Source organism: Kineococcus sp. NBC_00420, from assembly GCF_036021035.1.
GTDB lineage: Bacteria > Actinomycetota > Actinomycetes > Actinomycetales > Kineococcaceae > Kineococcus.
Genome location: NZ_CP107930.1, coordinates 3,289,810 through 3,314,136, shown reverse-complemented (window position 1 = coordinate 3,314,136; position 24,327 = coordinate 3,289,810). Strand labels below are relative to the sequence as shown.

The 24,327-nt window shown below is 73.7% G+C and carries 18 protein-coding genes and 1 tRNA gene; 9 read left to right on the top strand and 10 right to left on the bottom strand.

Features of this window, described 5'->3' with window-relative positions; all coding sequences use genetic code 11:
- The first annotated feature begins 22 nt into the window (after nucleotides 1–22).
- Nucleotides 23–2,383: a diguanylate cyclase domain-containing protein gene (locus OG218_RS16325; protein WP_328294289.1), complete on the top strand. Its 2,361-nt coding sequence runs from the start codon at nucleotides 23–25 to the stop codon at nucleotides 2,381–2,383.
- On the opposite strand, the gene OG218_RS16320 is transcribed toward OG218_RS16325, so the two are convergent.
- From OG218_RS16320 to OG218_RS16310, 3 genes are all read right to left on the bottom strand, one after another.
- Nucleotides 2,358–3,392, bottom strand: a complete 1,035-nt coding sequence (locus OG218_RS16320; protein ID WP_328294288.1) for a DUF559 domain-containing protein — start codon at nucleotides 3,390–3,392, stop codon at nucleotides 2,358–2,360. The two genes, OG218_RS16325 and OG218_RS16320, sit on opposite strands and share 26 nt — an antisense overlap.
- A 149-nt stretch (nucleotides 3,393–3,541) precedes the next feature.
- Nucleotides 3,542–4,006, bottom strand: a complete 465-nt coding sequence (locus tag OG218_RS16315; RefSeq protein WP_328294287.1) for an OsmC family protein — start codon at nucleotides 4,004–4,006, stop codon at nucleotides 3,542–3,544.
- A 47-nt stretch (nucleotides 4,007–4,053) separates the two neighbouring features.
- Nucleotides 4,054–4,341 (bottom strand): hypothetical protein, encoded by a 288-nt coding sequence (locus OG218_RS16310; RefSeq protein ID WP_328294286.1) that lies wholly within the window; start codon nucleotides 4,339–4,341, stop codon nucleotides 4,054–4,056.
- A gap of 235 nt (nucleotides 4,342–4,576) precedes the next feature.
- On the opposite strand from OG218_RS16310, the gene OG218_RS16305 reads away from it, so the two are divergent.
- The 3 genes from OG218_RS16305 (at nucleotide 4,577) to OG218_RS16295 (ending at nucleotide 11,520) form a co-directional block, all read left to right on the top strand.
- The gene (locus OG218_RS16305) at nucleotides 4,577–6,730 is read left to right on the top strand and encodes a putative bifunctional diguanylate cyclase/phosphodiesterase (RefSeq protein WP_328294285.1); all 2,154 of its coding nucleotides are present in this window, start codon (nucleotides 4,577–4,579) and stop codon (nucleotides 6,728–6,730) included.
- A 67-nt stretch (nucleotides 6,731–6,797) separates the two neighbouring features.
- The gene (locus OG218_RS16300; protein ID WP_328294284.1) at nucleotides 6,798–8,915 is read left to right on the top strand and encodes a SpoIIE family protein phosphatase; all 2,118 of its coding nucleotides are present in this window, start codon (nucleotides 6,798–6,800) and stop codon (nucleotides 8,913–8,915) included.
- Between the two features lie 112 nt (nucleotides 8,916–9,027).
- Entirely contained in the window at nucleotides 9,028–11,520 is a 2,493-nt protein-coding gene (locus OG218_RS16295; RefSeq protein WP_328294283.1) for a SpoIIE family protein phosphatase, read from the top strand.
- Between the two features lie 10 nt (nucleotides 11,521–11,530).
- Here the strand turns inward: OG218_RS16295 and OG218_RS16290 are convergent, their stop codons facing one another.
- Nucleotides 11,531–11,911, bottom strand: coding sequence for an ATP-binding protein (locus OG218_RS16290; RefSeq protein WP_328294282.1), 381 nt, complete (start codon nucleotides 11,909–11,911; stop codon nucleotides 11,531–11,533).
- A 146-nt stretch (nucleotides 11,912–12,057) separates the two neighbouring features.
- On the opposite strand from OG218_RS16290, the gene OG218_RS16285 reads away from it, so the two are divergent.
- From OG218_RS16285 to OG218_RS16265, 5 genes are all read left to right on the top strand, one after another.
- The gene (locus tag OG218_RS16285; RefSeq protein WP_328294281.1) at nucleotides 12,058–13,101 is read left to right on the top strand and encodes an NAD(P)-dependent alcohol dehydrogenase; all 1,044 of its coding nucleotides are present in this window, start codon (nucleotides 12,058–12,060) and stop codon (nucleotides 13,099–13,101) included.
- Nucleotides 13,102–13,198: 97 nt separating this feature from the next.
- Entirely contained in the window at nucleotides 13,199–13,870 is a 672-nt protein-coding gene (locus tag OG218_RS16280) for an NADPH-dependent F420 reductase (RefSeq protein ID WP_328294280.1), read from the top strand.
- A 129-nt stretch (nucleotides 13,871–13,999) separates the two neighbouring features.
- Nucleotides 14,000–16,273 carry a putative bifunctional diguanylate cyclase/phosphodiesterase gene (locus OG218_RS16275; RefSeq protein WP_328294279.1) on the top strand — a complete coding sequence of 758 codons (2,274 nt, stop codon included), beginning with the start codon at nucleotides 14,000–14,002 and terminating at the stop codon, nucleotides 16,271–16,273.
- Nucleotides 16,270–17,259: a D-2-hydroxyacid dehydrogenase gene (locus OG218_RS16270; protein ID WP_328294278.1), complete on the top strand. Its 990-nt coding sequence runs from the start codon at nucleotides 16,270–16,272 to the stop codon at nucleotides 17,257–17,259. Before OG218_RS16275 ends, OG218_RS16270 begins: the two co-directional genes overlap by 4 nt.
- Nucleotides 17,256–18,134, top strand: coding sequence for a diacylglycerol/lipid kinase family protein (locus tag OG218_RS16265; protein WP_328294277.1), 879 nt, complete (start codon nucleotides 17,256–17,258; stop codon nucleotides 18,132–18,134). The genes OG218_RS16270 and OG218_RS16265 overlap by 4 nt, the downstream gene beginning before the upstream one ends.
- Here the strand turns inward: OG218_RS16265 and OG218_RS16260 are convergent.
- The 6 genes from OG218_RS16260 to OG218_RS16235 all read right to left on the bottom strand — a co-directional run bounded on the left by OG218_RS16260 (nucleotide 18,091) and on the right by OG218_RS16235 (nucleotide 24,253).
- Nucleotides 18,091–18,921, bottom strand: a complete 831-nt coding sequence (locus OG218_RS16260; RefSeq protein ID WP_328294276.1) for a nucleotidyltransferase domain-containing protein — start codon at nucleotides 18,919–18,921, stop codon at nucleotides 18,091–18,093. The genes OG218_RS16265 and OG218_RS16260 overlap by 44 nt on opposite strands.
- Nucleotides 18,922–18,972: 51 nt before the next feature.
- Complete coding sequence (locus OG218_RS16255) at nucleotides 18,973–19,761, bottom strand: alpha/beta fold hydrolase (protein WP_328294275.1); 789 nt, start codon at nucleotides 19,759–19,761, stop codon at nucleotides 18,973–18,975.
- Nucleotides 19,762–19,771: 10 nt separating this feature from the next.
- A complete protein-coding gene (locus OG218_RS16250; RefSeq protein ID WP_328294274.1) occupies nucleotides 19,772–21,322 on the bottom strand; it encodes a GGDEF domain-containing protein in 1,551 nt (516 codons plus the stop codon).
- A gap of 98 nt (nucleotides 21,323–21,420) precedes the next feature.
- Entirely contained in the window at nucleotides 21,421–21,798 is a 378-nt protein-coding gene (locus OG218_RS16245) for a hypothetical protein (protein ID WP_328294273.1), read from the bottom strand.
- Nucleotides 21,799–21,876: 78 nt separating this feature from the next.
- Nucleotides 21,877–21,969: transfer RNA gene (locus tag OG218_RS16240), tRNA-Ser, on the bottom strand.
- Between the two features lie 70 nt (nucleotides 21,970–22,039).
- Nucleotides 22,040–24,253: an EAL domain-containing protein gene (locus OG218_RS16235; RefSeq protein WP_328294272.1), complete on the bottom strand. Its 2,214-nt coding sequence runs from the start codon at nucleotides 24,251–24,253 to the stop codon at nucleotides 22,040–22,042.
- Nucleotides 24,254–24,327 lie beyond the last annotated feature (74 nt).

Sequence of the window (24,327 nt, the reverse complement as noted above, 5' to 3'; positions counted from 1 at the left end):
TCCAGGTGCCGATGCCTGGACGGTGACCCTCCGGCCCCTCCCGCGGGTCGACGTGCCCGCGTCGGCCCGGAGCGTCTGCTTCGCCGCCCTGTTCCTCGGCGCCGTCTACCTCGGGCGGCTCACCGTCATGGACGGGACCAGCCTGAGCGTCGTGTGGCCCGCCGCCGGCGTCGCCGCCGCGTGGCTGAGCGTTCAGCACGGAGCCGGGACGCGCTGGCTCGACCTCGGCCTCCTCACCGCGGTCACCGTCGCCGTGAACGCGGCGACCGGCGCCGGGCCCGTCCTCCTCGCGGGTTTCGTCGTGACCAACGTGGTGCAGGCGGAACTGTTCGCGGTGCTGCGTCGACGCTTCTTCTCCCCCGCCGCGACCTCCTTCGGCAGCCGCCAGCTCGCGGTGCTGCTCGCCGTGGCCACCGCCGCCTGCGCCGTGGGGACCCTCGGCGGGATCGTGACGATGCTGCTGAACGGGTCACCCGTGACCTGGATCCGGATCGCCGTCTGGTTCACCCGGAACTGGGCCGGGATCCTCCTGGTCACCCCGGTGCTGCTGCGCGCGATCCACCGCGTCCCGCTCCACCGCCCGCGCGGCGCCGGTGGCGGCGCGGAACTCGTCGGCGCCCTGGGCCTGTCCCTGCTGGCCTACGTCGGGGTGTTCTGGGGCGTCGCGGGACTGCCCCTGTCGTTCCTGCCGCTGGCCACGACGATCTGGCTGGCCCTGCGCTTCGACACCACGATCGTCGTCGTCACCGACCTGGTGATGGCGGCGATCACCATCGTCGGGACCCTCACCGGCCACGGCCCGTTCGCCGCCATCGACGACGCCCTCACCCAGGTCCTGGTCGTCCAGGTCCACGTCGCCTTCCTGTCCGTGCTGGGCCTCGCCCTGGCGATCGGACGCGACGAACGCACCTCGCTGATGGGCCGGCTCTCCGCCGCGACCACCGAAGCCGTCGAGGCCCGCGCCGCGGCCGAGCGCCACGGCCGCTTCACCGACGCCGTCCTGGCCGGCGCCGGCTCCGGCATCGTCGTCTCCGACCGGGACGGGCGGCTGCTGCTCTTCAACGACACCGCGCGCGCCTGGCACGGTCTCGACGCCGACGACAGCCTCGACCCCGCCGAGCACGCCGAGCGCTACCACCTCTACGGCCCCGACGGCTCGACCCCGCTGGCCCCCGCCGACGTCCCGTTGCTGCGGACGCTCGCGGAGGGCACGGTGAGCAACGCCGAGATCGTCATCGCCCGCCCGGACGGCCCCCCGGTCCCCGTGGTCTGCAGCGGGCGCACCGTCGTCGGCGTCGACGGCGAGGTCCTCGGAGCCGTCGTCGCCATGCACGACCTCAGCGACCTCCGGGCCCGCGAGACCGCCCTCGCGGAGGCGAACGCCCGGCTGGCGACGCACGCCACCAAGGTCGAGCAGCTGGCCGCGGCGTCCCGGACGGTGCTGAGGGCCGAGGACCCGCGCCAGGCCGTCTGCGCCGCCGCCGCCGAGATCGCCGGTGCCGACGCCGCCTACCTCATGCAGCCCGACGGGCAGGGGCGGCTGGTGACGACGTCGACCGTCGGCCTGCCCGAGGACCTGGTGCTGAGCGTCGACGTCCGCCACGACGTCAGCCTGGTCCTGACCAGCTACCTGTTCTGCGAACCGGTGTTCGTGGCCGACGTCGAGACCCACCCGCACGCCAGCCCGGCCCTCACGGAGGCCTGCGGCACGGTGTCGGGCGCCTGGCAGCCCGTCGTCGACGCCGACGGACGTGTCGTGGGGGTCCTCGGGATCATCTGGCGCCACCGGGTCGCGGTGCTGGACCCGACGACCACCGCCGTCCTCGAAGGCCTGGCCGCGGAGGCCGCGCACGCCTTCGCCCGCGCCGACCTGCACACCCAGCTCGCCCGCGCCGCCCAGCACGACGCCCTCACCGGCCTGGTCAACCGCCGCCGCTGGGACGACGTGGCCCGCCAGGAGATCGCCCGCGCGACCCGGCAGCGCGCACCGCTGACGTTCGCGCTGCTCGACCTCGACCACTTCAAGCGCTACAACGACACCCGTGGCCACCTCGCGGGCGACGAGCTGCTGCGGGCCTTCGCCGCGGCGGCGGGCGAGCAGCTGCGCGAGCTGGACACGCTCTCGCGCTGGGGCGGGGAGGAGTTCGCCGTGCTGCTGCCCGGCTGCGCCGCCGCCGACGCCGTCGACGTGCTGGACCGCATCCGCGCCGCCGTGCCCGACGGCCAGACCTGCACGGTCGGGGTCTGCGAGTGGCTGCCGGGGATGGACGCCGAGGAGGTCATGGCCGGCGCGGACCGGGCGCTGTACCGGGGCAAGGACACCCGCAACGTCACCGTCGTCGGGTCCTGCGCCGACGTCACCACCAGGAGCCCGGCGAGGTGAACGCGGCGGCAGCACCGCCGAGGTCTCGCCAGGGAGTGGAACGTTCGGCGGCCGTTCTCGCCTGAGGAGCCGCCGAAGGTTCCACTCCTCCGCCCGGTCGGACGATTCGACCGTCGGAGAGTCGCGCGAACCACCCGGCGCCGGCGAGCCCGAGCCGCTGAGCCTCGTGGAGGCGGTGGACGGTGCGGGGTCGGCGGATGGTGACGTCGGGCTCGAAGAAGCGCAACACCCGTAGCCCGACGATCTCGAGACGCGCCTCCCGCAGGTGGTCCTCGCGGGCCCGCCGCTCGTGCCACGTCCGACCGTCGTACTCGGCGACGAGACCAGTCACGGGGTCGAGCAGGTCGACCACACCCAGCCGGTGCCCGTCGGCGGTGAACACCTCGACGTTGGCCAGGGGGCGGAGAAGACCCGCGTCGCACTGCCACACCAGTCGCAGCCGGGTCTCCCCCGGGGACCACGAGTGCTCGCTCAGCAGCTCGAGGAGCTTGCGCAGTGACGGCAGCCCCCGCATCCCCGGGTGAGCCGTCGCGAAGGCCCGGACGTCCGCGACGGAGACCAGCGGCGTCGCCAGCAGGCACTCCGCGGCCGCGATCCCCTCCCTCGGGTCCTGCGCCCACCGGATGAGGTCGACGACCGTCTGCTCGGGGCTGGTCACGGGCAGATCGGCGCCGTCACGGACGTCCTCGACGCCCGAGCGCAGGTAGCGGATGCCCGGCCTCGGGCGCAGCTTCGACGTCCTGGGCAGGTGGATGAGGACGTCCTGGGGCCCGTCGGGGCCGGTGCCGTCGAGGTGTCGCGCGCCGAGGAGCCTGGCCGCGGCCCAGCCACCCAGCACGTCGCCGGGGCGCATCAACCGGGAGGCGGCCTGGATGCGCAGGTCCGGGGAGTCGGGAACGTCCGCGGCGACGTGGATCCCACGGTGCACCCGACGGAACCGGCGCCCGGCGAGGACGTCCTTGCTGATCCCTGCCGCGGTGAGGTCGGCGGTGCGCTCGGGGAGGTCCATCCACCGAGGGTGGACATCCGGTCGAGCCCACGGTCCGGACCGTCCACAGGCACCGGTCCAGAGCACCCCTGTGCACGGCGGGACGCGACGGGAGGGGGACGTTCGGCGGCTTCCGCCGTCCGGGAAGCCGCCGAACGTTCCTCATCTCGTCAGGCGCTCAGCGGGACCGCGCTCCAGGTGCTGGTGAAGGCGAGGCCGCTGCGCTGGAAGAGCTGGGTGACGGGGCAGCGGCGCTCGGTCTCGGCCTGCAGCCGCGCGAACTGCTCGGGGGTCGCGTCGGTCTCGAGGGTCACCTCGACGGTGACGGCGTCGAAGTTGGCGTTGCCCTCGGCGCCGGTGGAGATGACCGACGGGTCGAGGTCGCCCTGGGCCCGCAACTGCCAGCGGCCGAGGGTGAGCCCGAGGCTCTTGGCGACGAGGCTGCCGGTGACCTGGTGGCAGGAGGTCAGGGCCCCGAGGGCGTAGCTGAGCGGGCTGGGTTCGGCGTCGGCGCCGCCGAAGGCGGGCAGGGTGTCGGCCCGGAACTGGTGCGGGTCGTCACCGAGGGCGGTGAGGGTCTGGGCGACCCCGGTCCCCTCGGCCTCGACGACGAACGGGACGGTCTGCTTGGCCACGGGTTCCTCCTGCGCTGCGCCCGGCGGTCGGGAACGCACGACGAAACCTACGGTCGCCGGGGGGAAGCGCCAACGGAGATCAGCCGGGACGGCTCGGGCGCGCGGCTCATCAGCCGCTCCCGCAGGAAGGTCTGGAGGTTCGCGCCGAGCGGGTCGCCGGGTTGGGCCTTCTCGGGATCGTCCAGGCCCCGTTCGCGGCGGGAGACCCGAGGGCCGGTGGCGCGCAGCGACAGGAGGAGGCGACGGGAGTACGTCCCCGCGAGCAGACAGTGCCCGGCCTCGGCGCGGAGAGTCAGGTCGAGCCCGTCCAACCAGTCGTCGAAGGAGGCGATCACGCGGTCAGTGTGCACCCCGGTCGTCCACCTCCGGATCACCCGACAGGACCCACCTCGGACGGTCACCACACGATCTCCCTACGTCACCAGGGTGGGGTCACGCGCCACGAGACGGGCCGTCCCGCACACCGGTTCCGGCCTGCAGCTCATCCATTCGACCGATCTATCTGGTCATCACCCGCGTCGATGACCAGGATGGCGGACGGGAGGGGCCACGAGCACCGAGGGGGCAGTCATGGGAGACACGGTCGCCACCGCGGTCGCGCTCGTCCGCACGACGGTCATCGCCGCCTCGTTCGCGGCCCTGACCTTCCGGGTGCGCCGCCCCGCCGGCGAGGGGTCGGTGTGGCGCTCCTACCAGTTCGGCATCGGGACGCTGCTCCTCGGCTCCGCGCTCGACACCGTCGTCCGGGCCGGCGGGATCCGGTCCCCCGTCACGGGCGTCGCGTTCGTCGCCTGCGCGCAGACGACGTGCTTCTTCCTCTACCGCGCCCTGCTGCACTGGAACCGCCAGCGCACCTCGACGTCGGGCACCGGCCGGGCGGACTGGCTGCTCGGCGTCGGGAGCACGGCCGCGTTCACCGGGATCCTGCTGACGGCGGTCGCGTCCACCGGCCACCGGGCGGGCACCTTCGTGACGCAGCTGCACGCCTTCCACCTCGGCGCCCTGCTGGTGCTCCTGGCCTCCTACCTCGTCGTGATGATCTCGGCCCAGGCCGTGCGCAACGCCCGCTGCTGGGTGGTCGTGGTGAGCGTCGCCGTGGTGCTGGTGGGACAGGCGCACCTCGCGGTGCACCCCTCGGAGACGGCTCAGGTCCTGGCCTCGCTGTCCTGGGCCGGGCTCGCCGCCACCCTCGGCGGGTGCGCGCTGCTGCGCCCCTCGCGCGGGGCCCCCTCGGTGCCGTCACCGCTCTCGCTGGCGCTCAGCGCGTTCGGGGCGCTCGGGCTGGGTCTGGTGACGGCGTTCGCCGCCCTCAGCGTCCCCGGGGCCCGCGCCGCGCTGGTCTGGGCGGGGCTCGCGATGCTGCTGGCCTGCGTGCGGTTGTTCCGCTTCGTCGGCGAGATCACCGCGCAGGACCGCGACCGCCGCGACGCCCGCACCGACGAGCTGACCGGGCTGGGCAACCGCCGGGCCTTCACCGCGGCCGTCGAGGAGGCCTGCGCGGGAGAGACTCCGGTCGCCGTCGCCCTGCTCGACCTGGACCGCTTCAAGGAGGTCAACGACCACCACGGTCACAGCGTCGGGGACCGGCTGCTGCAGGTCGCGGCCGTCCGGCTGCAGGAACTCACCCCGCCGCGGGGACGGCTGACGCGGCTCGGCGGCGACGAGTTCGCCGTCGTCCTCACCGGCGCCGACGCGGCCGCCGCACTGCGCACCGCGCGGACCTTCGCCGCGGCGATCGGCGGCGGCCTGATCGTCGAGGGCCGCTCCTTCGACGTCGGCGCCAGCGTCGGCGTCGCCACCTCCACCGGTCTCGACGACCTCGACGGGCTGGAGCTGCTGCGCCGGGCGGACGCCGCGATGTACGTGGCGAAGGGCGGCGGGGGCGGCGTCACGCTGCACGACGACGAGATCGACCGGCTCTGGCGGGGGCGCGCCGACCTGACCGAGGACCTGCACGCCGCCTTCGAGTGCCCGCAGGCCCTGCCGTTCGAGGTGCACTACCAACCCCAGCTCTGCCTGCGCAGCGGCGAGGTCGTCGGCGTCGAGGCCCTGGTGCGCTGGCAGCACCCCCGGCACGGGCTGCTCGCCCCCGCCGCGTTCCTCTCGATCGTCGAGGAGCGCGGGCTGATGCCGGCCCTCACCTCCCACGTCGCCCGGACCGCGGGCGCCGACCTGGCCCGGTGGCGCGCGGCGGGGCTCGACCTGCGGTTGTCGATCAACACCTCCACGACGTACCTGTCGGACCCGCAGCTGCTGGAAGTCCTCGACGAGGTCGTCCGCAGCGGCACGGCCCCCTCCCGCCTGGTCGTCGAGGTCACCGAGACCACCCTGATGCGGGACCCGGAGCGGGCGCTGGCGATGTGCCACGAGATCACCGCGCGCGGTTGCGCGCTGAGCATCGACGACTTCGGGACGGGGTACTCCTCGTTGGCCTACCTGGCGAACCTGCCGGCCACGGAGCTGAAGATCGACCGCTCGTTCACGATGCGTGCGCTGAGCGACGAGCGGATCGCGGCGATCGTCGCGGGGACGGTGGAGCTGGCCCACCACCTGGGTCTGCGGACCGTGGCGGAGGGGGTCGAGGACGAGGCGACGCTGGAGCTGCTGCGGCGCACGGGGTGCGACGAGTCGCAGGGGTACCTGCACTCGCGTCCCGTCCCGGCGGCGGAGCTGCTGCACTGGGTCCTGGAGCGGCGTCGCGCCGCGGCGGTCGCCGTGGTGTGAGGGGACGGTCACCGGGCCCCACGCGCCAGGCTCGCGCCACCCCGGAGTGGGGCTTAACCTCATTCCGATGGACGGGACGAACTCGACGGCGTTCGCCGGGACCGCCGCGCAGTTGCCTCAGGTCCTGCACGGCCAGCCCGGTGCGGTGCTGCTGGTGCGGGTGGCCGACGGCGTGGTCCTGTTCGCCAACCCCCTCGCCGACCAGCTCGCCCCCGGGGTGTCGCTGCCCTGCGCGGTGGACGACTGGTCGCGGGCGGCGGGTCTGCAGGCTGCCGACGGCATCGACATCTCGGACCCGGCGACGGGTTCGTCGCCGTTGTCGCGCATCGCCCGTGGTGAGCCCGTGCACGGCGAACGCGTCACCGCGGCCCGTTCCTCGGACATGTCGGGCGCCCGTGAGGCGTTGTGGGTCATCGGCCTTCCGCTGTCGGACGCGCCCGTCGACGAGCTCAGCGGGCTGGCCCTGGTGGCGTTGCTGCCGCTGCGCGAGGAAGAGCTGGTCCGCGACGCGAAGGAGTCCGCGGAGCGCCTGCACAGCCGCGCGGTCCTGGCCAGCGACCTGTCGTTCACGATCTCCGACCCGACGCAGCCGGACAACCCGCTGGTGTGGGTGAACCCCGCCTTCGAGCGGGTGACCGGGTACGGCCGGGAGGTGCTGGGGACGAACTGCCGGTTCCTGCAGGGACCGGAGACCGACCACGACGCGGTCCAACGGATCCGGAGCGCCCTGGCGACGGGCGAGACGATCACGGAACTGCTGCTGAACTACCGCAAGGACGGCACGGCGTTCTGGAACGAGGTGGTGATCTCACCCGTCCGCAACGCCGAGGGTCGGGTCACCCACTTCGTCGGCGTGCAGTCCGACGTGACGTTGCGGGTGCAGGCCGAACGCGAACGCGACGCGGCACTGGCCTACGCCCGCGACGCCCGGCACCGGCTGGAGTTCCTCTCCGCGGTGACCGAGCAGTTGTCGGAGGTCCTGGATCCCGATGCCGCGCAGGACCTCCTGCCCTCGCTGGTCGTCCCGGAGTTCGCCGAGTGGGCGTTCGCGACCCTCCTCGACGGCAGCGGCCGGACGCGCCACGTGCGCGCGTCGCACGCGAACCCGGTGATGACCGCCGAGACCGACCGGTTCCAGGAGCTGCACGACGGTCTGGGCGACGGCTCGATCTCGATGCGGGTGCTGCACGGGGAGCTCGGGCCGACGCTGGTGACCGTCACCGACGACCTCGTCGACGCCGTCGCGACGACCGAGACCGCGCAGGTCCTGCGCCGCCTCGGGCTGGGCAGCGCGATCGTCGTCCCGTTGCGCGCACGGGGTCTGGTGACGGGGTCGCTGACGCTGCTCTCCGGTCCCGACCGGGCCGCCTTCACCGAGGACGACCTGGCGACGGCGAGCGACCTGGGGGCCCGGGCCGGGGTGGCGCTGGAGAACGCCCGGCTCTACGCCCAGCAGCGGACGTCATCGGAGACGTTGCAGCGCAGCATGTTGAGCCCGCCGACCCAGTCGGCCGGGCTGTGCATCGCCACCCGTTACCACCCGGCGGCGGAGGCGGCGCAGGTCGGTGGGGACTGGTACGACGCGTTCACCCAGCCCGACGGACGGACCGTCGTCGTCATCGGTGACGTCATGGGTCACGACGTGTCGGCGGCGGCCGCGATGGGCCAGCTGCGGACCCTGGTGCGGGCGCTGGCCTACGACCGCTGCGCGCAGCCCGACGAGGTGCTGCGGCGTCTGGACGAGGTGCTCGCCGGCCTCGGCCTGACGACGCTGGCCACGGCCGTCGTCCTGCAGCTCGACCCCGAGTCCGCCGACGGCAGTCGGGTGATCCGCTGGTGCACGGCCGGTCACCTGCCCCCGGTGGTCGCCGACCCGGACGGGTCGGTGCGCTTCCTGGCCGGGGAGGGGATCGTCCTGGGCCTCGGCGCCGGTCAGCAGCGCGTGCAGCAGGAGGCTCGCCTCGAGCGGGGGTCGACGCTGCTGCTCTACACCGACGGTCTGGTGGAACGGCGCGACCGTCCGATGGACGTCCGTCTGGGTGAACTGCGCGACGTCGTGCACGCCGTGGCCGGGGTGGAGGGGGCGGACGTGGAGACGCTCTGCGACCAGCTGCTGCTGCGGATGCTGCCCGACGGCAGCGACGACGACGTGGCGATCGTCGCGGTCCGCGTCACCGGAACCTGACCCACACATCTTCTAGACTCTTCTAGACGCTCGGGCCCACAAGATCGGCCACTCTGCGTCATGATGTGTGACGGGGAGCATTCGACGCCGCCCCTTCGAGGGGAGACGACGGGTGACGGAACAGACCGGCGAGGACGCCCGCATCGCCGCGACCGAGCGCCTGCTGGGTGCCGCCCCGCTCGGCGCCCTCGACATCGTGACGTCGTTGGCGGCGCAGATGCTGCACACCACCTCCGCCGAGGTCTCGCTGGTCACCGACGTGCGCCACACCGTCACCGCGGCCGGCGAGACGGCGCAGAACGCCGGCTCGAGCACCTCCCGCATCGACTCCTTCTGCGCCATCGTCGTGGAGGAGGGGCAGGCCCTCGTCGTCGCCGACGCCGTCCACGACGTCCGGGTGCGCGACCGCCGGCCCGTGGTGACGGGGTTCCTCGGGTCCTACCTCGGGGTCCCGATGGTCGCCGACGACGGCCACGTCGTGGGGTCGCTCTGCGTGCACCAGCACGAACCCCGCGGCTGGACGGCCCACGACCAGGAGATCCTCACCGAGCTCGCGAACGCCGCCACCGGGCACCTCGAGATCTCCGCCCTCACCGACGACTACCGGGGGCGGCAGCGGGCCGCGGAACTCGGAACGGCCGCCACGGCGGCGGGGATCGGCACCTGGGAGTGGAACTTCGCCGACGATTCCCTCGTCTGGGACGACGTCCTGCTGGAGTTGTTCGGGCTCACCCCGGAGACGTTCGGCGGTCGCATCGACAGCTTCAACGCCGCCGTCCACCCCGACGACCTCCCCGAGGTCACCCGCGCGCTGACCGAGGCCATCGCCTCCAGCGGGATCTACGAGGCGCAGTTCCGGATCCTGCGCCCCGACGGCGGACTGCGCTGGATCGCCGCCCGCGGGAAACCCGCCCCCGGCCCGGACGGCCGGATAGACCGGTTCGTGGGTGCGGTGACCGACCTGACGGCGTTGCGCCGGGGGGAGGCGCGCCTCGGGACCGTCCTCGACACCATGGCCGTCGGGTACGTCGCCCTCGACCGGGACGGACGCTTCTCCTACGCCAACACCGAGGCCGAACGGGTCCTCGCCACCCCCCGGGCGGAGTTCCTCGGCAGCACGGCCCACGAGGCGTTCCCGGGGATCGAGGACTCGCCGGTGCTCCAGGAGTACCGCCGCGTCGCGGACGGCGGCGCGAACGTCTCCTTCGACGCCTACTACCCACCTCCTCTCGACGCGTGGTTCGAGGTCCGGGTCGTACCCGTCGACGACGGGGTCGGGATCTACTTCCTGGACATCAGCGGACGACGTGCGGCGCAACAGGAAGCGGAACGCAACGCGGAACGGGCCGCCGCCCTGGCCGAGGTCGCCGGCGCCTTCGCCGAGACCCTCGACGCCGAACAGGCCCTGCTGGACGCCGTCCGTGCGCTGGTGCCGCGGTTCGCCGACTGGACCATCGTGTCCACCCTCGACGGGGGCACGGCGCCCTGGAGGAAACGCCTCCGCGACGTGGGGGCCTGGCACCACGACCCCCTGCTGCGGGGGGTCCTCGAGGAGTACCGCGGACTGCGGGTCGAGGCGTTCGCCGACGACTCCCCGGTCCGCGACGCGCTGACCCACGGGACCCTCGTCCTGGAGAACTCGGCGGCCCTGCCCCCCGGTCACCTCCTGGAGCCCGGGCGCGCGCACGAACTCCTGCTCGACCTGGCTCCCGCCACCACCGTCGTCCTGCCGTTGCGCGGGCGGGGCCGGACCCGGGGACTGCTGACCGTGGCCCGTACCGGGGACCGCGAACCGTTCTCCGCCGAGGACACCGCCACGCTGGAGGAGGTCAGCCGTCAGATCGGACTCGGCCTGGACAACGCGCAACTCTCCGCCGCGCAGCGCGGTCTGGCCGAGGAACTGCAGTTGAGCCTCCTCACGGAACTCCCCCGCTTCGACGACCTGCAACTCGTCGCGCGCTACGTCGCCGCCGCCGACGGCGCCCAGATCGGTGGTGACTGGTACGACGGCTTCACCGTCGCCGACGGCAGCACCTTCCTGGTGATCGGCGACGTCACCGGCCACGACCGGGGTGCGGCCGTCGCGATGGCGCAGGTGCGCAACGTCCTGCGCGGGGTGGCCCACGCCCTCCGCGACTCCCCCGCCCGCATCCTCGAGGCCCTGGAACGGGCGATGCGCGACCTCGCCGTCGACACCCTCGGGACGGCCGTCCTGGCCCGGGTCGAACAGGGCCCCACCGACGCCACGCGCGTGCTGCGCTGGTCCAGCGCGGGCCACCTCCCCCCGTTGGTGGTGCACGCCGACGGGGGGGCAGAACTCCTGGACCGCCCGCACGACCTGCTGCTGGGTCTCGACTCCGGCCTGCCACGGCACGACCACACCGTCGCCCTGCTCGAGGGCGATACGCTGCTGCTCTACACCGACGGGCTGGTGGAACGCCGCGATGAGGACCTCGACGAGGGGCTCGACCGGTTGCGGCGCAACGCCGTCGAGCTCGCCGGACTGCCCGCGGACCGGTTCTGCGACACGCTGCTGGAGCGGATGTCACCGGGCAGTGAGGACGACATCGCGCTCCTTCTGCTCCGCGTGCACCCCACGCCCTGACCCGGCGGGGTCAGGCGGAGAGGTCGCACCAGACGGTCTTGCCGCCCACCTCGGGGCGCACACCCCAGGCGGAGCTCAGGACGGCGACGAGCCCGACCCCGCGTCCGGACTCGGCGTCGGCGCCGGGGGTGGACAGCTGCGGCGTGGCCTCGCTGCCGTCGCTGACCTCGAGGTGCAGGACCCCCGAGCGGCAGTCCACGCAGGCGCGGACGGGGGGCTGACCGTGCTCGACGGCGTTGACGATCAGCTCGGAGATGACCAGCAGAGCCCGGTCCAGGACGTCGCCTGCGTGGTCCGGGCACATGCGCGAGCGCACGAACACTCGGGCCCGACGGGCCGCGGACAGGTCCGCCGGCAGGTCGAGCTCGGCTTCGGGCATCGCCTCGCACACAGGACCATGGTGCTGCCGGTACGGGTGGGCCGCGTCTGGTAGAAGGTGCAACTACCTGAGCTGCGCCTCCGCCGGTGTCGGGATACCGTCGGCCACGGCGCAACGACGCGTGTCCGAACCCCCCGGCAACAAGCACTGGAGAAGTCGTGCCCACCACAGTCAAGGCGTACGCCGCCACGTCCGCGACCGAGCCCCTGACGCCGTTCGAGGTCGAACGCCGCGACGTCGGCCCCAAGGACGTCGCGATCGACATCAAGTTCGCCGGCATCTGCCACTCCGACATCCACACCGCCCGCAGCGAGTGGGGCCCCGCGAACTACCCGGTCGTCGTCGGCCACGAGATCGCCGGGATCGTCACCGAGGTCGGCTCCGAGGTCACCAAGTTCTCCGTCGGCGACCGCGTCGGCGTCGGCTGCATGGTCGACTCCTGCGGGGAGTGCAAGAACTGCACCGCCGGCAACGAGCAGTTCTGCCTCAAGGGCAACATCGGCACCTACAACAGCGTCGGCAAGGACGGCCAGCCCACCCAGGGCGGCTACTCCCAGGCCATCGTCGTGACCGAGGCCTTCGTCCTGAACATCCCCGACGGCATCGAGCTCGACGAGGCCGCGCCGCTGCTGTGCGCGGGGATCACCACCTACTCCCCGCTGCGCCACTGGGGCGCCGGCCCCGGCAAGAAGGTCGCCGTCGTCGGCCTCGGTGGGCTCGGGCACATGGCCGTCAAGATCGCCGCCGCCATGGGCGCGGAGGTCACCGTCCTGTCGCAGTCGCTGAAGAAGCAGGAGGACGGGCTGCGCCTGGGCGCCGCGCACTACTACGCGACCTCCGACGAGTCGACCTTCGAGGACCTCAAGGGCTCCTTCGACATCATCGTCAACACCGTCAGCGCGCAGCTGGACTTCGACAAGTTCCTCTCGCTGCTCGAGGTCAACGGCGCGATGGTCAACGTCGGCCTGCCCGAGAAGCCGATCTCGCTGCACATGTTCTCCGTCGTCATGGGCAACCGCAGCTTCGCCGGCTCCAACATCGGCGGGATCCGCGAGACCCAGGAGATGCTCGACTTCTGCGCCGAGCACCACCTCGGGTCCGAGATCGAGACGATCCCGGCCGAGAAGATCAACGAGGCCTACGAACGCGTGCTCGCCTCCGACGTGCGCTACCGCTTCGTGATCGACACCGCCACCCTCTGACCCGCTGCGTCCCGGCGCGCGACCTCGCGCGCCGGGACGTCCCCGGCCCTCGACCCCCGGGGGAGCGCACCGGCGGGGGGCGACCTACGGTGCGGACATGGACATCGGCATCATCGGCGCCGGCAACATCGGCGGAAACCTCGCACGCTCCTTCACCGGTCTCGGTCACCGGGTCCGGATCGCCAACTCCCGCGGACCGGAGACGCTCGCGGACCTCGCGGAAGAGACCGGCGCGGTCGCCGTGCCGGCGGGCGAGGCGGCGCAGGGCGCTGACCTCGTGGTCGTGACCGTGCCGCAGAAGAAGGTGCCGGACCTGCCCGCGGGCCTGCTCGACGCCCTCCCCGACGGCACCGTCGTGATCGACACCGGCAACTACTACCCCCGTGAACGTGACGGCCTGATCGCCGAGATCGAGGCCGGCACCCCGGAGACCGTGTGGGCCGCGCAGCACCTCGACCCGGCCGGGCGGCTGCGGTGGGTGAAGGCGTTCAACGGCATCCAGGCCGAGCACCTGCTGAGCGCGACCCGTCCCGTGGGCGACATGGAACGCCGGGCCCTGCCCGTCGCCGCCGACGACGAGGAGGCCAAGGCCACCGTCATCGCCCTGCTGGACGAGATGGGCTTCGACGGCGTCGACGGCGGATCGCTGGCCGACTCCTGGCGCCAACAGCCCGGCACCCCCGTCTACGGGGCCGAGGGCAGCGCCGAGACGATCACGGCGGCCCTCGCCGCCGCGCCGCGCGAGCGGCCCACGGACTTCCGCGCCTGACCTTCCCGGAGGTCGAGGAGGCCCACCCCCGCTGTCGTGGGGGTGGGCCTCTCCTACGTCCCGGGGCCATCCGGGTGGTTGAACGTCAAACCACCCTTCCGGCACCCGTTCAGCGCCGAAGGTGGCGTTGTGAAGACGATTCCTCGACGCAGGGTGACCGGGCTGGCGCTGCTGTGTGCCCTCGGCGCAGCCGGGCTCGCGTCGCCGTCGGCCAGGGCCGGCTACGTCGTGCTCCTCGTCCTGCTGCTCCTGGCCCTCGTCGTCCGTCCCCTCGTCCGGGCGGAGAGCCGGTGGGTCTGGGCCGGTTTCGCGGCCGGTGCCGCGCTGCTCGCCGTGACCCACCTGGTCCTCCTGCTGTCCTCGCACGGCGCGAGCGACGTCACCGCGGCGGCCCTGACCGAGCACCAGGTCCTCGCCTCGCTCGCACTGCTGGCCTACCCCGTCTTCTACAGCGCCCAGATGGGCCTGCTGCGCCGGCGCGTGCAGGACCTCCTCCCGAGCGCCTGGCTGGACGGCGCGCTCACCATGATCGCCCTCGCGGCGTTCGCCTCGGCGGTGCTCGTCGAGCCCGTCGCCGAGGCGACCGGGGTCGGTCACCTCGCGGCCCTCGCCCTCGTCGGCCGACCCGCGTTCGACCTGCTGCTGTTCTCCGTGGCCCTGGCGACCTGCGCCATCCTGCGCCGACGGACCGAGCGCGGAACGGTGCTGCTGGTCGTGGCGTTCGGGGTGCTCACGCTGTCCGACGTCGCCGGCGTGTTCCGCCTGTGCGGCACGTTCGCCGGGCCCGCCCTGAGCCCGGCGGTCGACGCCGGCCGTCTCGTGGCGCTCGCCCTGGTCTGCCTGGCCTCCTGGGCGCGCGGCACCGAGCACGTGGCGGAGCGGGTCGTCGCCGGGTGGTCGACCATGCTCACCCCGCTCGTCGTGCTGGTCATCAGCTGCTCGCTGCTGGCCGTCGACCACGTCGACCGGCTGCCCGCCCCCACCGCCCAGCTCGCCCTGCTGGGCCTGGTCGGAGTGGGGTTCAAGGGTGCGGTCGTCTTCCGCGAGGTGCTCCGCCTCGCCGACAGCCGACGACTCGCCCTCACCGACGACCTCACCGGTCTGCCCAACCGCCGAGCCCTGGCGGCGGCGCTGCGGCGGACCCAGGAGGACGACACCCCCGTCGCTCTGCTGCTGCTCGACCTCGACGGGTTCAAGGAGGTCAACGACACCCACGGGCACGCCCAGGGAGACCTCCTGCTGCAGCTGACGGCCCAGCGGGTCCGCGGCGTCGTCCCCGTCGGCGGCCTGCTGACCCGGGTCGGCGGTGACGAGTTCGCCGTCCTGCTGCCCGGACGCGGCGCGGCGGAGGCGAGCGCGGTCGCCGTCCGGATCGGGGAGGTCCTCGGTGACCCCGTCCTCGTGGGCTCGCGCTGGACCTCCCTCGCCTCGAGCACCGGCATCGCGTCGTGGCCCCTGAGCGGTCACGGACCCGTCGCCGACCCCGCGGGGGAACTGCTGCGCCGCGCGGACGCGTCGATGTACGTCGCCAAACGCGCCGGCGGAGGGTTCGCGGTCTACGACGACGAGGCCGACCGGGCCGCGCGGGCGCAACGGTTCCTGGCCGAGGAACTCGCGCACGGGATGACGGCCGGCCAGCTCGTGCCGTACTACCAGCCCCAGGTGGACGTGCGGACCGGCCGGACCGTGGGCATGGAGGCCCTCGTCCGCTGGCAGCACCCGCGGTTGGGGACCCTCGCCCCGGCCGCCTTCCTGGACCTCGCCGAGAGCCACGGGCTGATGGCCGAGATCACGGCGACCGTCCTGCGTCAGGCCGCGGCCGACGCCACCACCTGGGCCCGGCACGGCCGTCCGTTGCGCATCTCGGTGAACCTGGCGACGAGCTGCCTGCTGAACCCCGCGCTGCCCGACCTGGTCGCGACGGTGCTCCAGGAGTCCGGCCTCGACCCCGCCGCGCTGGTCCTCGAGATCACCGAGACGACGTTGATGGACGACCCCGAGCGCAGCCGGGAGACGATCGAGGACCTCCTGCTGCTCGGCACCTCGGTGAGCATCGACGACTACGGGACGGGGTACTCCTCCCTCGCCTACCTGCAGGACCTGCCCGCCGCCGAGCTCAAGCTGGACCGCGCCTTCACCGTGCGCCTGACGGGAGATCCCCGCACGGCGGCGATCATCGCGAGCACCGCCGACCTCGCGCACAGCCTCGGGCTGCGGATGCTCGTCGAAGGGGTCGAGGACGCGGAGACCCTGCGCCGCCTGGCCGAACTCGGCGTCGACGAGACGCAGGGCTACCTCCACGCACGACCGATGCCCGGCTCCGCCGTCCTCGGCTGGCTGGCCGGGCACTCCCCCGTCCCCGCCGCCGGAGGGCAGGACCGGATCGCCAGGATGGTCCGGTGACCACCACCCACGCCCTCCTCGTCGTCCCGGCCGGTTCGTCCCCGGACCTCACGCCGCTGCGGGAGCTCACCACCGTCCGCCTCGTGCGGCCGGAGGATCCCCTACTGGCCCAGGCCCTCTCGGACGCCGACGGGCTCGTCGTCTGGGACGGGTTCGACGCGCGGATCGCGCAGGCCTGGGAAGCCGCTGCACCGCAGCGGCTCCGCTGGGTGCACACGAGCAGCGCGGGTCCGGACCGGCTGCTGTTCCCCGCGTTGCGCCGGCACCCCTCGACGCTGACCTGCAGCCGCGGCGTCCTGGACACCGATATCGCGGAGTACGTGCTGGCCTGCGTCCTGGGCTTCCTCAAGGACCTCCCCGCGACGGTGCGGCTCCAGGGCGAGCACCGCTGGCAGCACCGCGAGACCCGTAGCCTCGCCGGGCGCCGCGCGCTGGTCGTCGGGGCGGGGTCGATCGGCACCGAGGTTGCCCGGTTGTTCTCCGCGCTCGGGGTCCGCGTCGACGGGATCGTGCGCAGCGCCCGGCCGGCCGTTGCTCCGTTCGGGTCGTTCTCCGGCCCGGAGACCCTGGCCGACGTGGTCGGTGATCACGATCTCGTCCTCGTCACGGCCCCCCTCTCCGAGAGCACCCGCGGTCTCCTCGGGCGGGAGGTCGTGCGGCGGATGCGGCCGGGGACGATCGTCGTCAACGTCGGCCGGGGGCCGGTCGTGGACGAAGACGCGCTGTTGGAAGCGTTGCAGGAGCGCCGGATCGGCGGTGTCGCCCTCGACGTCTGGACCCGCGAACCGCTGGCCGCCGACAGTCCCTGGTGGGACGTCCCCGGCGCCCTCGTCTCCCCGCACCTGGCCGGCGACACGGTGGGGTTCACCGCGCGGCTCGAACTGCTGCTGCGGGACCAGGTCGCCCGCTTCGTCGCCGGTGAACCGCTGCGCCACGTCGTCGACAAGGAGCACGGGTACGTCACAGCCCCTACGGTGGCGTCGTGAGTGAACCACTGCGTCGTGTCGTCGTCGTCCTGAACCCGAACAGCACCGGTGACGGCCCCGACAACGCCCGTGGCCTGCGCGACGAACTCGCCGCGACGGCGCCGGAGCTGCCCGTTGAACTCGTCGAGACGGAGCGCGCCGGCCACGCGGAGGAACTCGCCCGGGACGCGGTCCGGGCCGAGGCGGGAACCCTCGTCGTGTCCGCCAGCGGGGACGGTGGCTACCACGAGGTCGTCAACGGTGTGATCACCGCGGGCCGGGGCGCCGCCGCCGTGCTGCCGTCCGGCAACGCCAACGACCACGCCACCGCGACCCAGGAACGGCCTCTCGCCGAAGCGATCCGGGACGCCGCCACCGCCGGGGTGAACACGAGGATCGACCTGCTCGAGGTCTCCGGTTCCGGGCGGACCCGGGTGGCGCACTCCTACGTCGGCGTCGGGATCACCCCGGTCGCGGCCGCGGCGCTCAACGAGCACGACCTCGACGCCGTCAAGGAGTCGCTCCTGGTGGCCAAGGCCTTCTGGCGCTACCGGCCCCTGACGATCACCCACGACGGCACCGACATCGACATCGACAGCCTGGTGTTCGCCAACATCGACCGGATGGGCAAGTACGCCCAGCTCTCCGAGGGCTCCGCCCCCGACGACGGCAAGTTCGAGACCCTGCTCATCCCGCACCGCGGCAAGCTCCGCCTCATCGCCGAGTTCGCCCGCGTCCTGAGCGGGCGGCACGAGTACCGGTCGCGCTCGACGCCCTACGAGTTCCGCACGCACACCCCGATGCCGTTGCAGCTCGACGGCGAGGTGTTCCACGTCGACGCCGGGTCGAGCGTCACCGTGCGGTGCCTGCCCCTGGCCCTGCAGACCGTCGTCTGACCACGGCGACCGTCTCCTGCAGGAGTTCCCGGGCGGTATCGACGCGGCAGGCGAGTTCCCCGCCGTCGGAGAACACCGACTGGGCCCGCGCGGCGAATCCCCCGGGCGCGCGCGGCAACCGGCCGGTGGCCGCGAGTGCCCCCTTCTCGTTGAGGACGTAGCGCCCCGCGTCGGCGTGCAGGGCGTGCGCGCACAGCAGCAGAACCCGGAAGAGGATCGCCGCGACGTAGGCGGCGTCCCCGCGGGGAACCGCCTTCGCGACGCCGCCCAGCAGGAACTCCGCCTCGTCGAGGCGCTGCGCGACCGCCGTCCGCAACGCCGGCGGGAAGGCGGCGACGGTCTCCTTCAACGCTGCCAGTTCCCCGGTCGGGTCGGCCAGGAGCACCCCGTGGGCGAGTTCCCCGGCGTACGTCGTGCCCGGGAACCCCAACGGGTGCCCGACCTGGAAGTGCCAGTCGTAGCGTCCCGCCACCGCATCGCGGCAACTCCGCGCGACCCGGTCGACGTCGCGGTAGATCCAGTCGACGGCCGTGCCATCGACCCGCAACCACGCCCCGCCGTCCACCCAGACACCCCAGCCACCAGGTTCCGTCACCCCCGTGGGCGTCTGCGAGAACTCGTCCGCGAGGCGCTGGAGCGCGGCGACGTCCAGGGGCGGTCGGTAGTGGACGCCGAGGTCGACGTCGGAGTCCGGGGTGTGCTCACCGCGGGCCCGCGACCCGCCCAGGGTGACGCCCACGACCCCGGTGATCCCGACGAGCCGGGCGGCGACGGGTTCCGGTTCCACGGGGTGAGCATCTCGCACCGTCCCCCCGCGGCGTCCAGTGGTTTCCCGGCGTCAGGGCGGGGTGAGGAAGGCGAGGGTGGCGGGGGTGGCGAGGGCCCGGAACTCCTCCAGGTAACCGTGCCGGGCCCCCGGGAACACCGTGAGCCGGGCGCCGGGAACGGCCCGGGCGAGGAGTTCCGCGTTGGCGACGGGCGTCATCGCGTCGTCGGCGCCGTGCAGGACCAGCGTCGGTGCGGAGATCGCCGGCAGGAGTTCGCCGCCGCCGTGGGTGGTGCTGGCCGCGTGGTGCGCGCGACGGATACGCGGGGTCCCGCGCGGGGTGAACCGCTGCGCGACGCCGGGGTTCGCGTCGATCCAGCCGGGGGTGAAGAACAGTTCCTGCAACCCCCGCAAACCCTCCGGGGTGGCCGTGTGCCGCATCGAGCGGGTGACCTCCGGGTCGCGCGGGACCTCCTGCGCACCACCGGGTCCGCTCGCCCCCAGCACGAGGCGGTCGACGCGATCGGGATGGCGCGCGGCGAGGACCGCCGCGACCCGGCCCCCCATCGAGAACCCGTACACGTGGGCATGGTCGAGGCCCAGGTGGTCGAGCACGGCGACGGCGTCGTCGGCGAAGGTCGACGTGCTCCACTCCCCCGGGGCGACCCGTCCCGCCCCCGTCCCGCGGGTGTGCACGACGACGACCCGGAGACCGGCCGCGGCGAGGTCGGAGCGCAACCCCAGGAACACCTCCGGCCCCAGCGACTGCCCGGCGAGCAGCAGGACCGGCGTCGAACCGCCGCCCACGTCGAACCCGAGGGTCCCACCGTCGACCGGGATCGTCCGCTCCTCGAACTCCACGCCGAGCAGGCTAGCTCTCGACGCGCACCGACCCCCGGCGGGCCTTCTTGACCCGGTACATCTGGGCGTCGGCGGCCGCCAGCAACGTCTCGACGAGCCCGCCGACCTCGTCGGTGCACGAGGCGGGCAGCGCGGCGGCCAACCGGAACGGGTCCTCGCGGACGGCCCCGATGCTCGCGGTCGCGGTGAGCGGGCGTCCCGCGAGGAGGAAGGGTTCCAGCAGCGCCCGGCGCAGCCGTTCGCTCACGTCGCCCGCCTCCAGACCCGGCTCGGTCACCAGGACGGCGAACTCGTCACCACCCCAGCGCGCCGCGCAGTCGCCCTCACGGACGCAACCGCGCAGGCGTTCGGCCACCCCGCGCAGCAACTCGTCCCCCGCGGCGTGGCCGAAGGTGTCGTTGACGGCCTTGAACCCGTCGAGGTCCACGAAGGCCACGACGACGGGAACCCCGGTCACCAGGGACTCCCGGACCGCCTCGCCGATCCGGTCGGAGAACCGGCGACGGTTCTCCAGTCCCGTCAGGGGGTCGACGTGGGCCATCAGGTCGAGCTGGCGGCGTTGTCGTTCGGCGGTGGCGAGCAGGACCCGGTGGTCCTGCAGGGCCAGGAACTGCCGGACCACGACGAGGACGGCGATGGTCAGCAGGAGGGCGAGGACGAACCGGTCGGTGGAACTCCACAACCTGATCGCCGCGAAGGCCGTCGCCGGGACGAGGGCGAAGTACGGGACGAGCCACCCCCAGGACCCCGCGGACGGCGGACGCCCCGGGTCCCGGGTGGTGCGCCGGTAGCGGGCGGCCAGGGTGAACAACCCGAACCCGACGATCCAGCCGACGTCGGCCGGCCCGCCCGTCTCGAAACCACCCCGCAGCAGCCCGTAGAAGTACGTCGCGTCGGCGAACGCGAAGACCCCTCCCCCCACCAGCAGGAGGACCCCGGGGAGCGTCAGACCCGCGCGGAGGATCGAGATCAGGGTCACGGTGACGAACACGACGTCGAACACCGGGTAGGCCAGGGGGACGGCGAGTTCGTGCAGGGACTGACCCGACCCGCGGACGGCCGACCCCAGCCACAGCACCCAGAGCACGGTGAGCAGCGAGAGGCCGACGAGGCTCCCGTCGATCGCCGCCCGGATCCCCGCGCGCGAACGGACGCGACCGCGCAGGTGCACCAGGGCCGAGCCCACCGAGAGCGCGGAGAAGGCCAGGAAGGGCACGTCGGCCCAGTTGGTGGTGCCGACCCGCAGGTGCAGCACGTCCTGCACCGCGAAGATCCCCTGCCCGGAGCCCCAGCAGAGGCAGGCCGCGGAGAACAGCAGACGCGGACGCCGCGTCCACCCCGCGGTCACGTTCCGGGAGACCCAGGCGTAGGTGACGCCGGCGACCAGGGCGGCGAGCGCCTCGACGAGGCCGAAGACGAGCAGGGTTCCCGTGCTCCCGCGGCCGAGCACCTGCTGGAGGACCGCCAGCGTCACCAGGAGGGCGGCGAGGACGACGGAGTCCACGCCGAGGCGGCCCGAGGCGCCCAGCGCGTCCCGTCCCCTGCTCGAGCGGTCCCGCACCTGGGGTCGATCGGTCCGGACGGGCGGCGACTGGACGCCCGTTCACCCGTCAGCCGGGTGGGGTCACCCGTCCGGCAGCACCCTGCGAACTGCGGGCGCTACTCCCCGTCGGCCGGGCGCATCAGCCGCAGCACGGGCGCCGTCGTCAGCCGCTGCCGGGTGAGGGCGGCACCGACGAGCACGACGACCAGGCCCAGGAACGCCGGCGGCCAGAAGTTCAGCGCGACCGCCAGCGCCAGCAGCACCAGCGCGACCACGAGGGGGACCGCGACGGGCATGCGGTTGTACCAGCGGGGCTGCAGCACGGCCGCGGCGTACCACCAGGCCACGGCGGCGACGCGTTCGTCGGGGTGGCGGCGGCCCTGACGGGCCAGGGCCAGGACGTCCTTGCGGTCCTCGACCGGGAGGGCCTCGAAGGCCCGGACGGCGTTGACCCGCCGCTGCGGGGGCAGTTCGGGCCCCACGACCGCGCTCATCGTCCTACCTCGTGCACGGCCCCATCGTAGGCGCGTGGCGCCGGGTCCCCGCGACGGGTGGCGCCGGTCGTGCTGGTGCGGAGGGCATGGGATTCGAACCCATGAGGAAGGGGTGGTTACCTCCCCAGCGGTTTTCAAGACCGCCGCATTCGGCCGCTCTGCCAGCCCTCCCCCGGCGCACCGTTGGCACGGTCCGCCGGACGGGGACCATCGTAGGGGCGTCGGCCTGCGGGACGGAGCCTCAGCCCCCGCCGGCGGCGCGTGGTCGGCCCAGGTGGAAACCCTGCCCGTGCAGGACCCCGAGGCCGAGGACGCAGTCGAGTTCCGCCTGGGTCTCGATCCCCTCGGCGATGAGCGTCGCCCCGGTGCGCTGGGCGAAGGTGGCCAGCGACGCGGTCAGCGCCTGCCGGGTCCCGTCACGGTCGATGCCCTGGACGAGGCTCATGTCGAGCTTCACGAACTCCGGGTCCAGGGCCAGGACGTGGCGCATGCTGGCGAAGCCGGCACCGGCGTCGTCGACGGCGATGCGGACCCCGTCGCGCCGCAGCGGGTCGAGGTGGCGCAGCAGCGTGGCGTAGTCCTCCACCTGCTCGTGCTCGGTGATCTCCAGGACGATCGCGTCGAGACGTCGTCCCTGCAGCAGCCGCGCGAGGGCCGGCGACGACGCCACCTCGGGACTCACGTTGAGGGCGAGGAAACCCGCCTCCGGCGCCTCGCGCAGCGCGGCCGTCAGCGCCGCCAGTTCCAGCTGCACACCGGCACCGACGTCGGCCGCCTGCCCGAACCAGGCCGCGGGTTCCCCCTCGGGGAACCGGCTCAGCGCCTCGACCCCGACGGGGCGCAGGGTCCGCAGGTCGACGACGGGCTGGAACACGGGTCGCGGGCCGCCGTCGCGGTGCAGCTGGTCAAGGCGGGCCAGCACCCGGCGACGTCGCCCGTTGCGCGCCTCCTCCTGGGTGAGCAGGTCGCTCATGGCTTCCGCGAGCACCTCGAGGACCCCGGCGTCGCGCTGACGCAGGTCGGGTTGGGGCCGGCTCGAGATCGCGCAGAGGGTTCCGTACAGCGACCCGTCCCGGAGGTGGACCGGGGCCGCCAGGTAGGCCCCGATGTCCAGGGCCTCGGTCAGCCCCAGCGACGCGGTCGCGGGATGGGCCCGGGCGTCGGGGATCACGGAGTCCAGGTGCCCGTCCAGCAGCCGCTGGCAGTAGGACTCCTCGCGGGGGCAGGCGAAACCTCGCGGGTCGCGCACTCCCGGTCCGGTGGCGGTGTACTGCAGCCGCCAGGCGTCGCCCTCGAGGTGGACGAGCACCGCCGCGTCCATCCCCAGCTGCCGGCGGACGGCGTCCAGCAGGTGCTCGATGCGTTCGGGCACGGTCGGGGCGTGCGGCCCGGTCGCCGCGCCGCCCACCACGCGTCCCGGCCCGGGGGAGGTCAGGTCGAGGGCGGCGGACCCCGTCGCCAGTTCAGCCGTCCCGGCCCGGGCGGCCTTGTCCGCGTACATGGCGGAATCGGCTGCGTGCCAGGCGGTGTGCAGACCCTCGGCCGCTCGACGGGTCGCCACCCCCAGGGAGGCCCGGACCTGGTCGACGCGCAGACCGGCCCGCAGCCGGGCGACCAGGTCGGCCACGGCCCCCGCGTCGACGTCGGGGAGCAGGGCCGCGAACTCGTCCCCGCCCAGGCGCACCACCAGGTCCTCCGGACGCAGCAGGTCACGCAGCGCCCGCGCGGTGCGCACCAGCAGTTCGTCACCGGCCTCGTGACCCTGGGTGTCGTTGGTCTCCTTGAGCGCGTCGAGGTCGAGGACCAGGACGGAGGCGGTGGTGCCGAGCCGCCGGGCCCGGGCCTCCTCGAGGGCCAGCGCCGCGTCCCAGGCCCGGCGGTTGCCGAGGCCGGTCAGGGCGTCGTGGTCCGCGGTGGCCTCGGCGTGCTCCGCGCGCCGGGCCTCGGCCTGCAGCCGCACCTCGTAGGCCAGCAGGGTGCCCAGCAGGCTCGCGGCGAGCTCCACCTCGCCCAGCAGCAGCCCCGGGTCGGGCTGGGTCTCGCGGGCCCCGGCGCAGAGGCTGCCGAGCACCCTGCCGTCGGGGGCGCGGAGCGGGACGGAGAGGTAGCTGATCCAGGGGAAACCGGTCGCCTCGCGGGCGTGGGCCCAGGCCGCGACCTCGTCGACCCGGTTGCTGAACCGGGGCGCGTCGCCGGCCACGCTGGAGGCGCAGAAGGTGTCGGCCCAGGCCAGGACGCTGCCGTCGGCCAGACCGACCTCGCCCCCGTCCAGCGCGGAGAGGACCACGTAGTCGTCCCCGTCGCGACGGGCGATCGCCCAGGTGTCCATCCCGACGTGGCGGTGCAGGTGCTCGAGGGTCGCGGTGGCGGCCGAGGTGAAGTCGACGACAGGCGGCCCGGACACCGTCGCGACGGGCGCGTCGGCGGGACTCTCGCGTCGCGCTCCGTTGGCCACTCACGGATCCTCCTCGCACTCCGCGTCCGGCGCAGCACGGGGAGTCACAGGTGGGTGAGCGGCCGGTGCGCGGG

What these genes read in the sequence shown, in the direction of transcription:
- OG218_RS16320 (WP_328294288.1), bottom strand. Translation starts at nt 3,392, where the DNA reads ATGGACCTCCCCGAGCGCACCGCCGACCTCACCGCGGCAGGGATCAGC.
- OG218_RS16305 (WP_328294285.1), top strand. Translation starts at nt 4,577, where the DNA reads ATGGGAGACACGGTCGCCACCGCGGTCGCGCTCGTCCGCACGACGGTC.
- OG218_RS16300 (WP_328294284.1), top strand. Translation starts at nt 6,798, where the DNA reads ATGGACGGGACGAACTCGACGGCGTTCGCCGGGACCGCCGCGCAGTTG.
- OG218_RS16280 (WP_328294280.1), top strand. Translation starts at nt 13,199, where the DNA reads ATGGACATCGGCATCATCGGCGCCGGCAACATCGGCGGAAACCTCGCA.
- OG218_RS16245 (WP_328294273.1), bottom strand. Translation starts at nt 21,798, where the DNA reads ATGAGCGCGGTCGTGGGGCCCGAACTGCCCCCGCAGCGGCGGGTCAAC.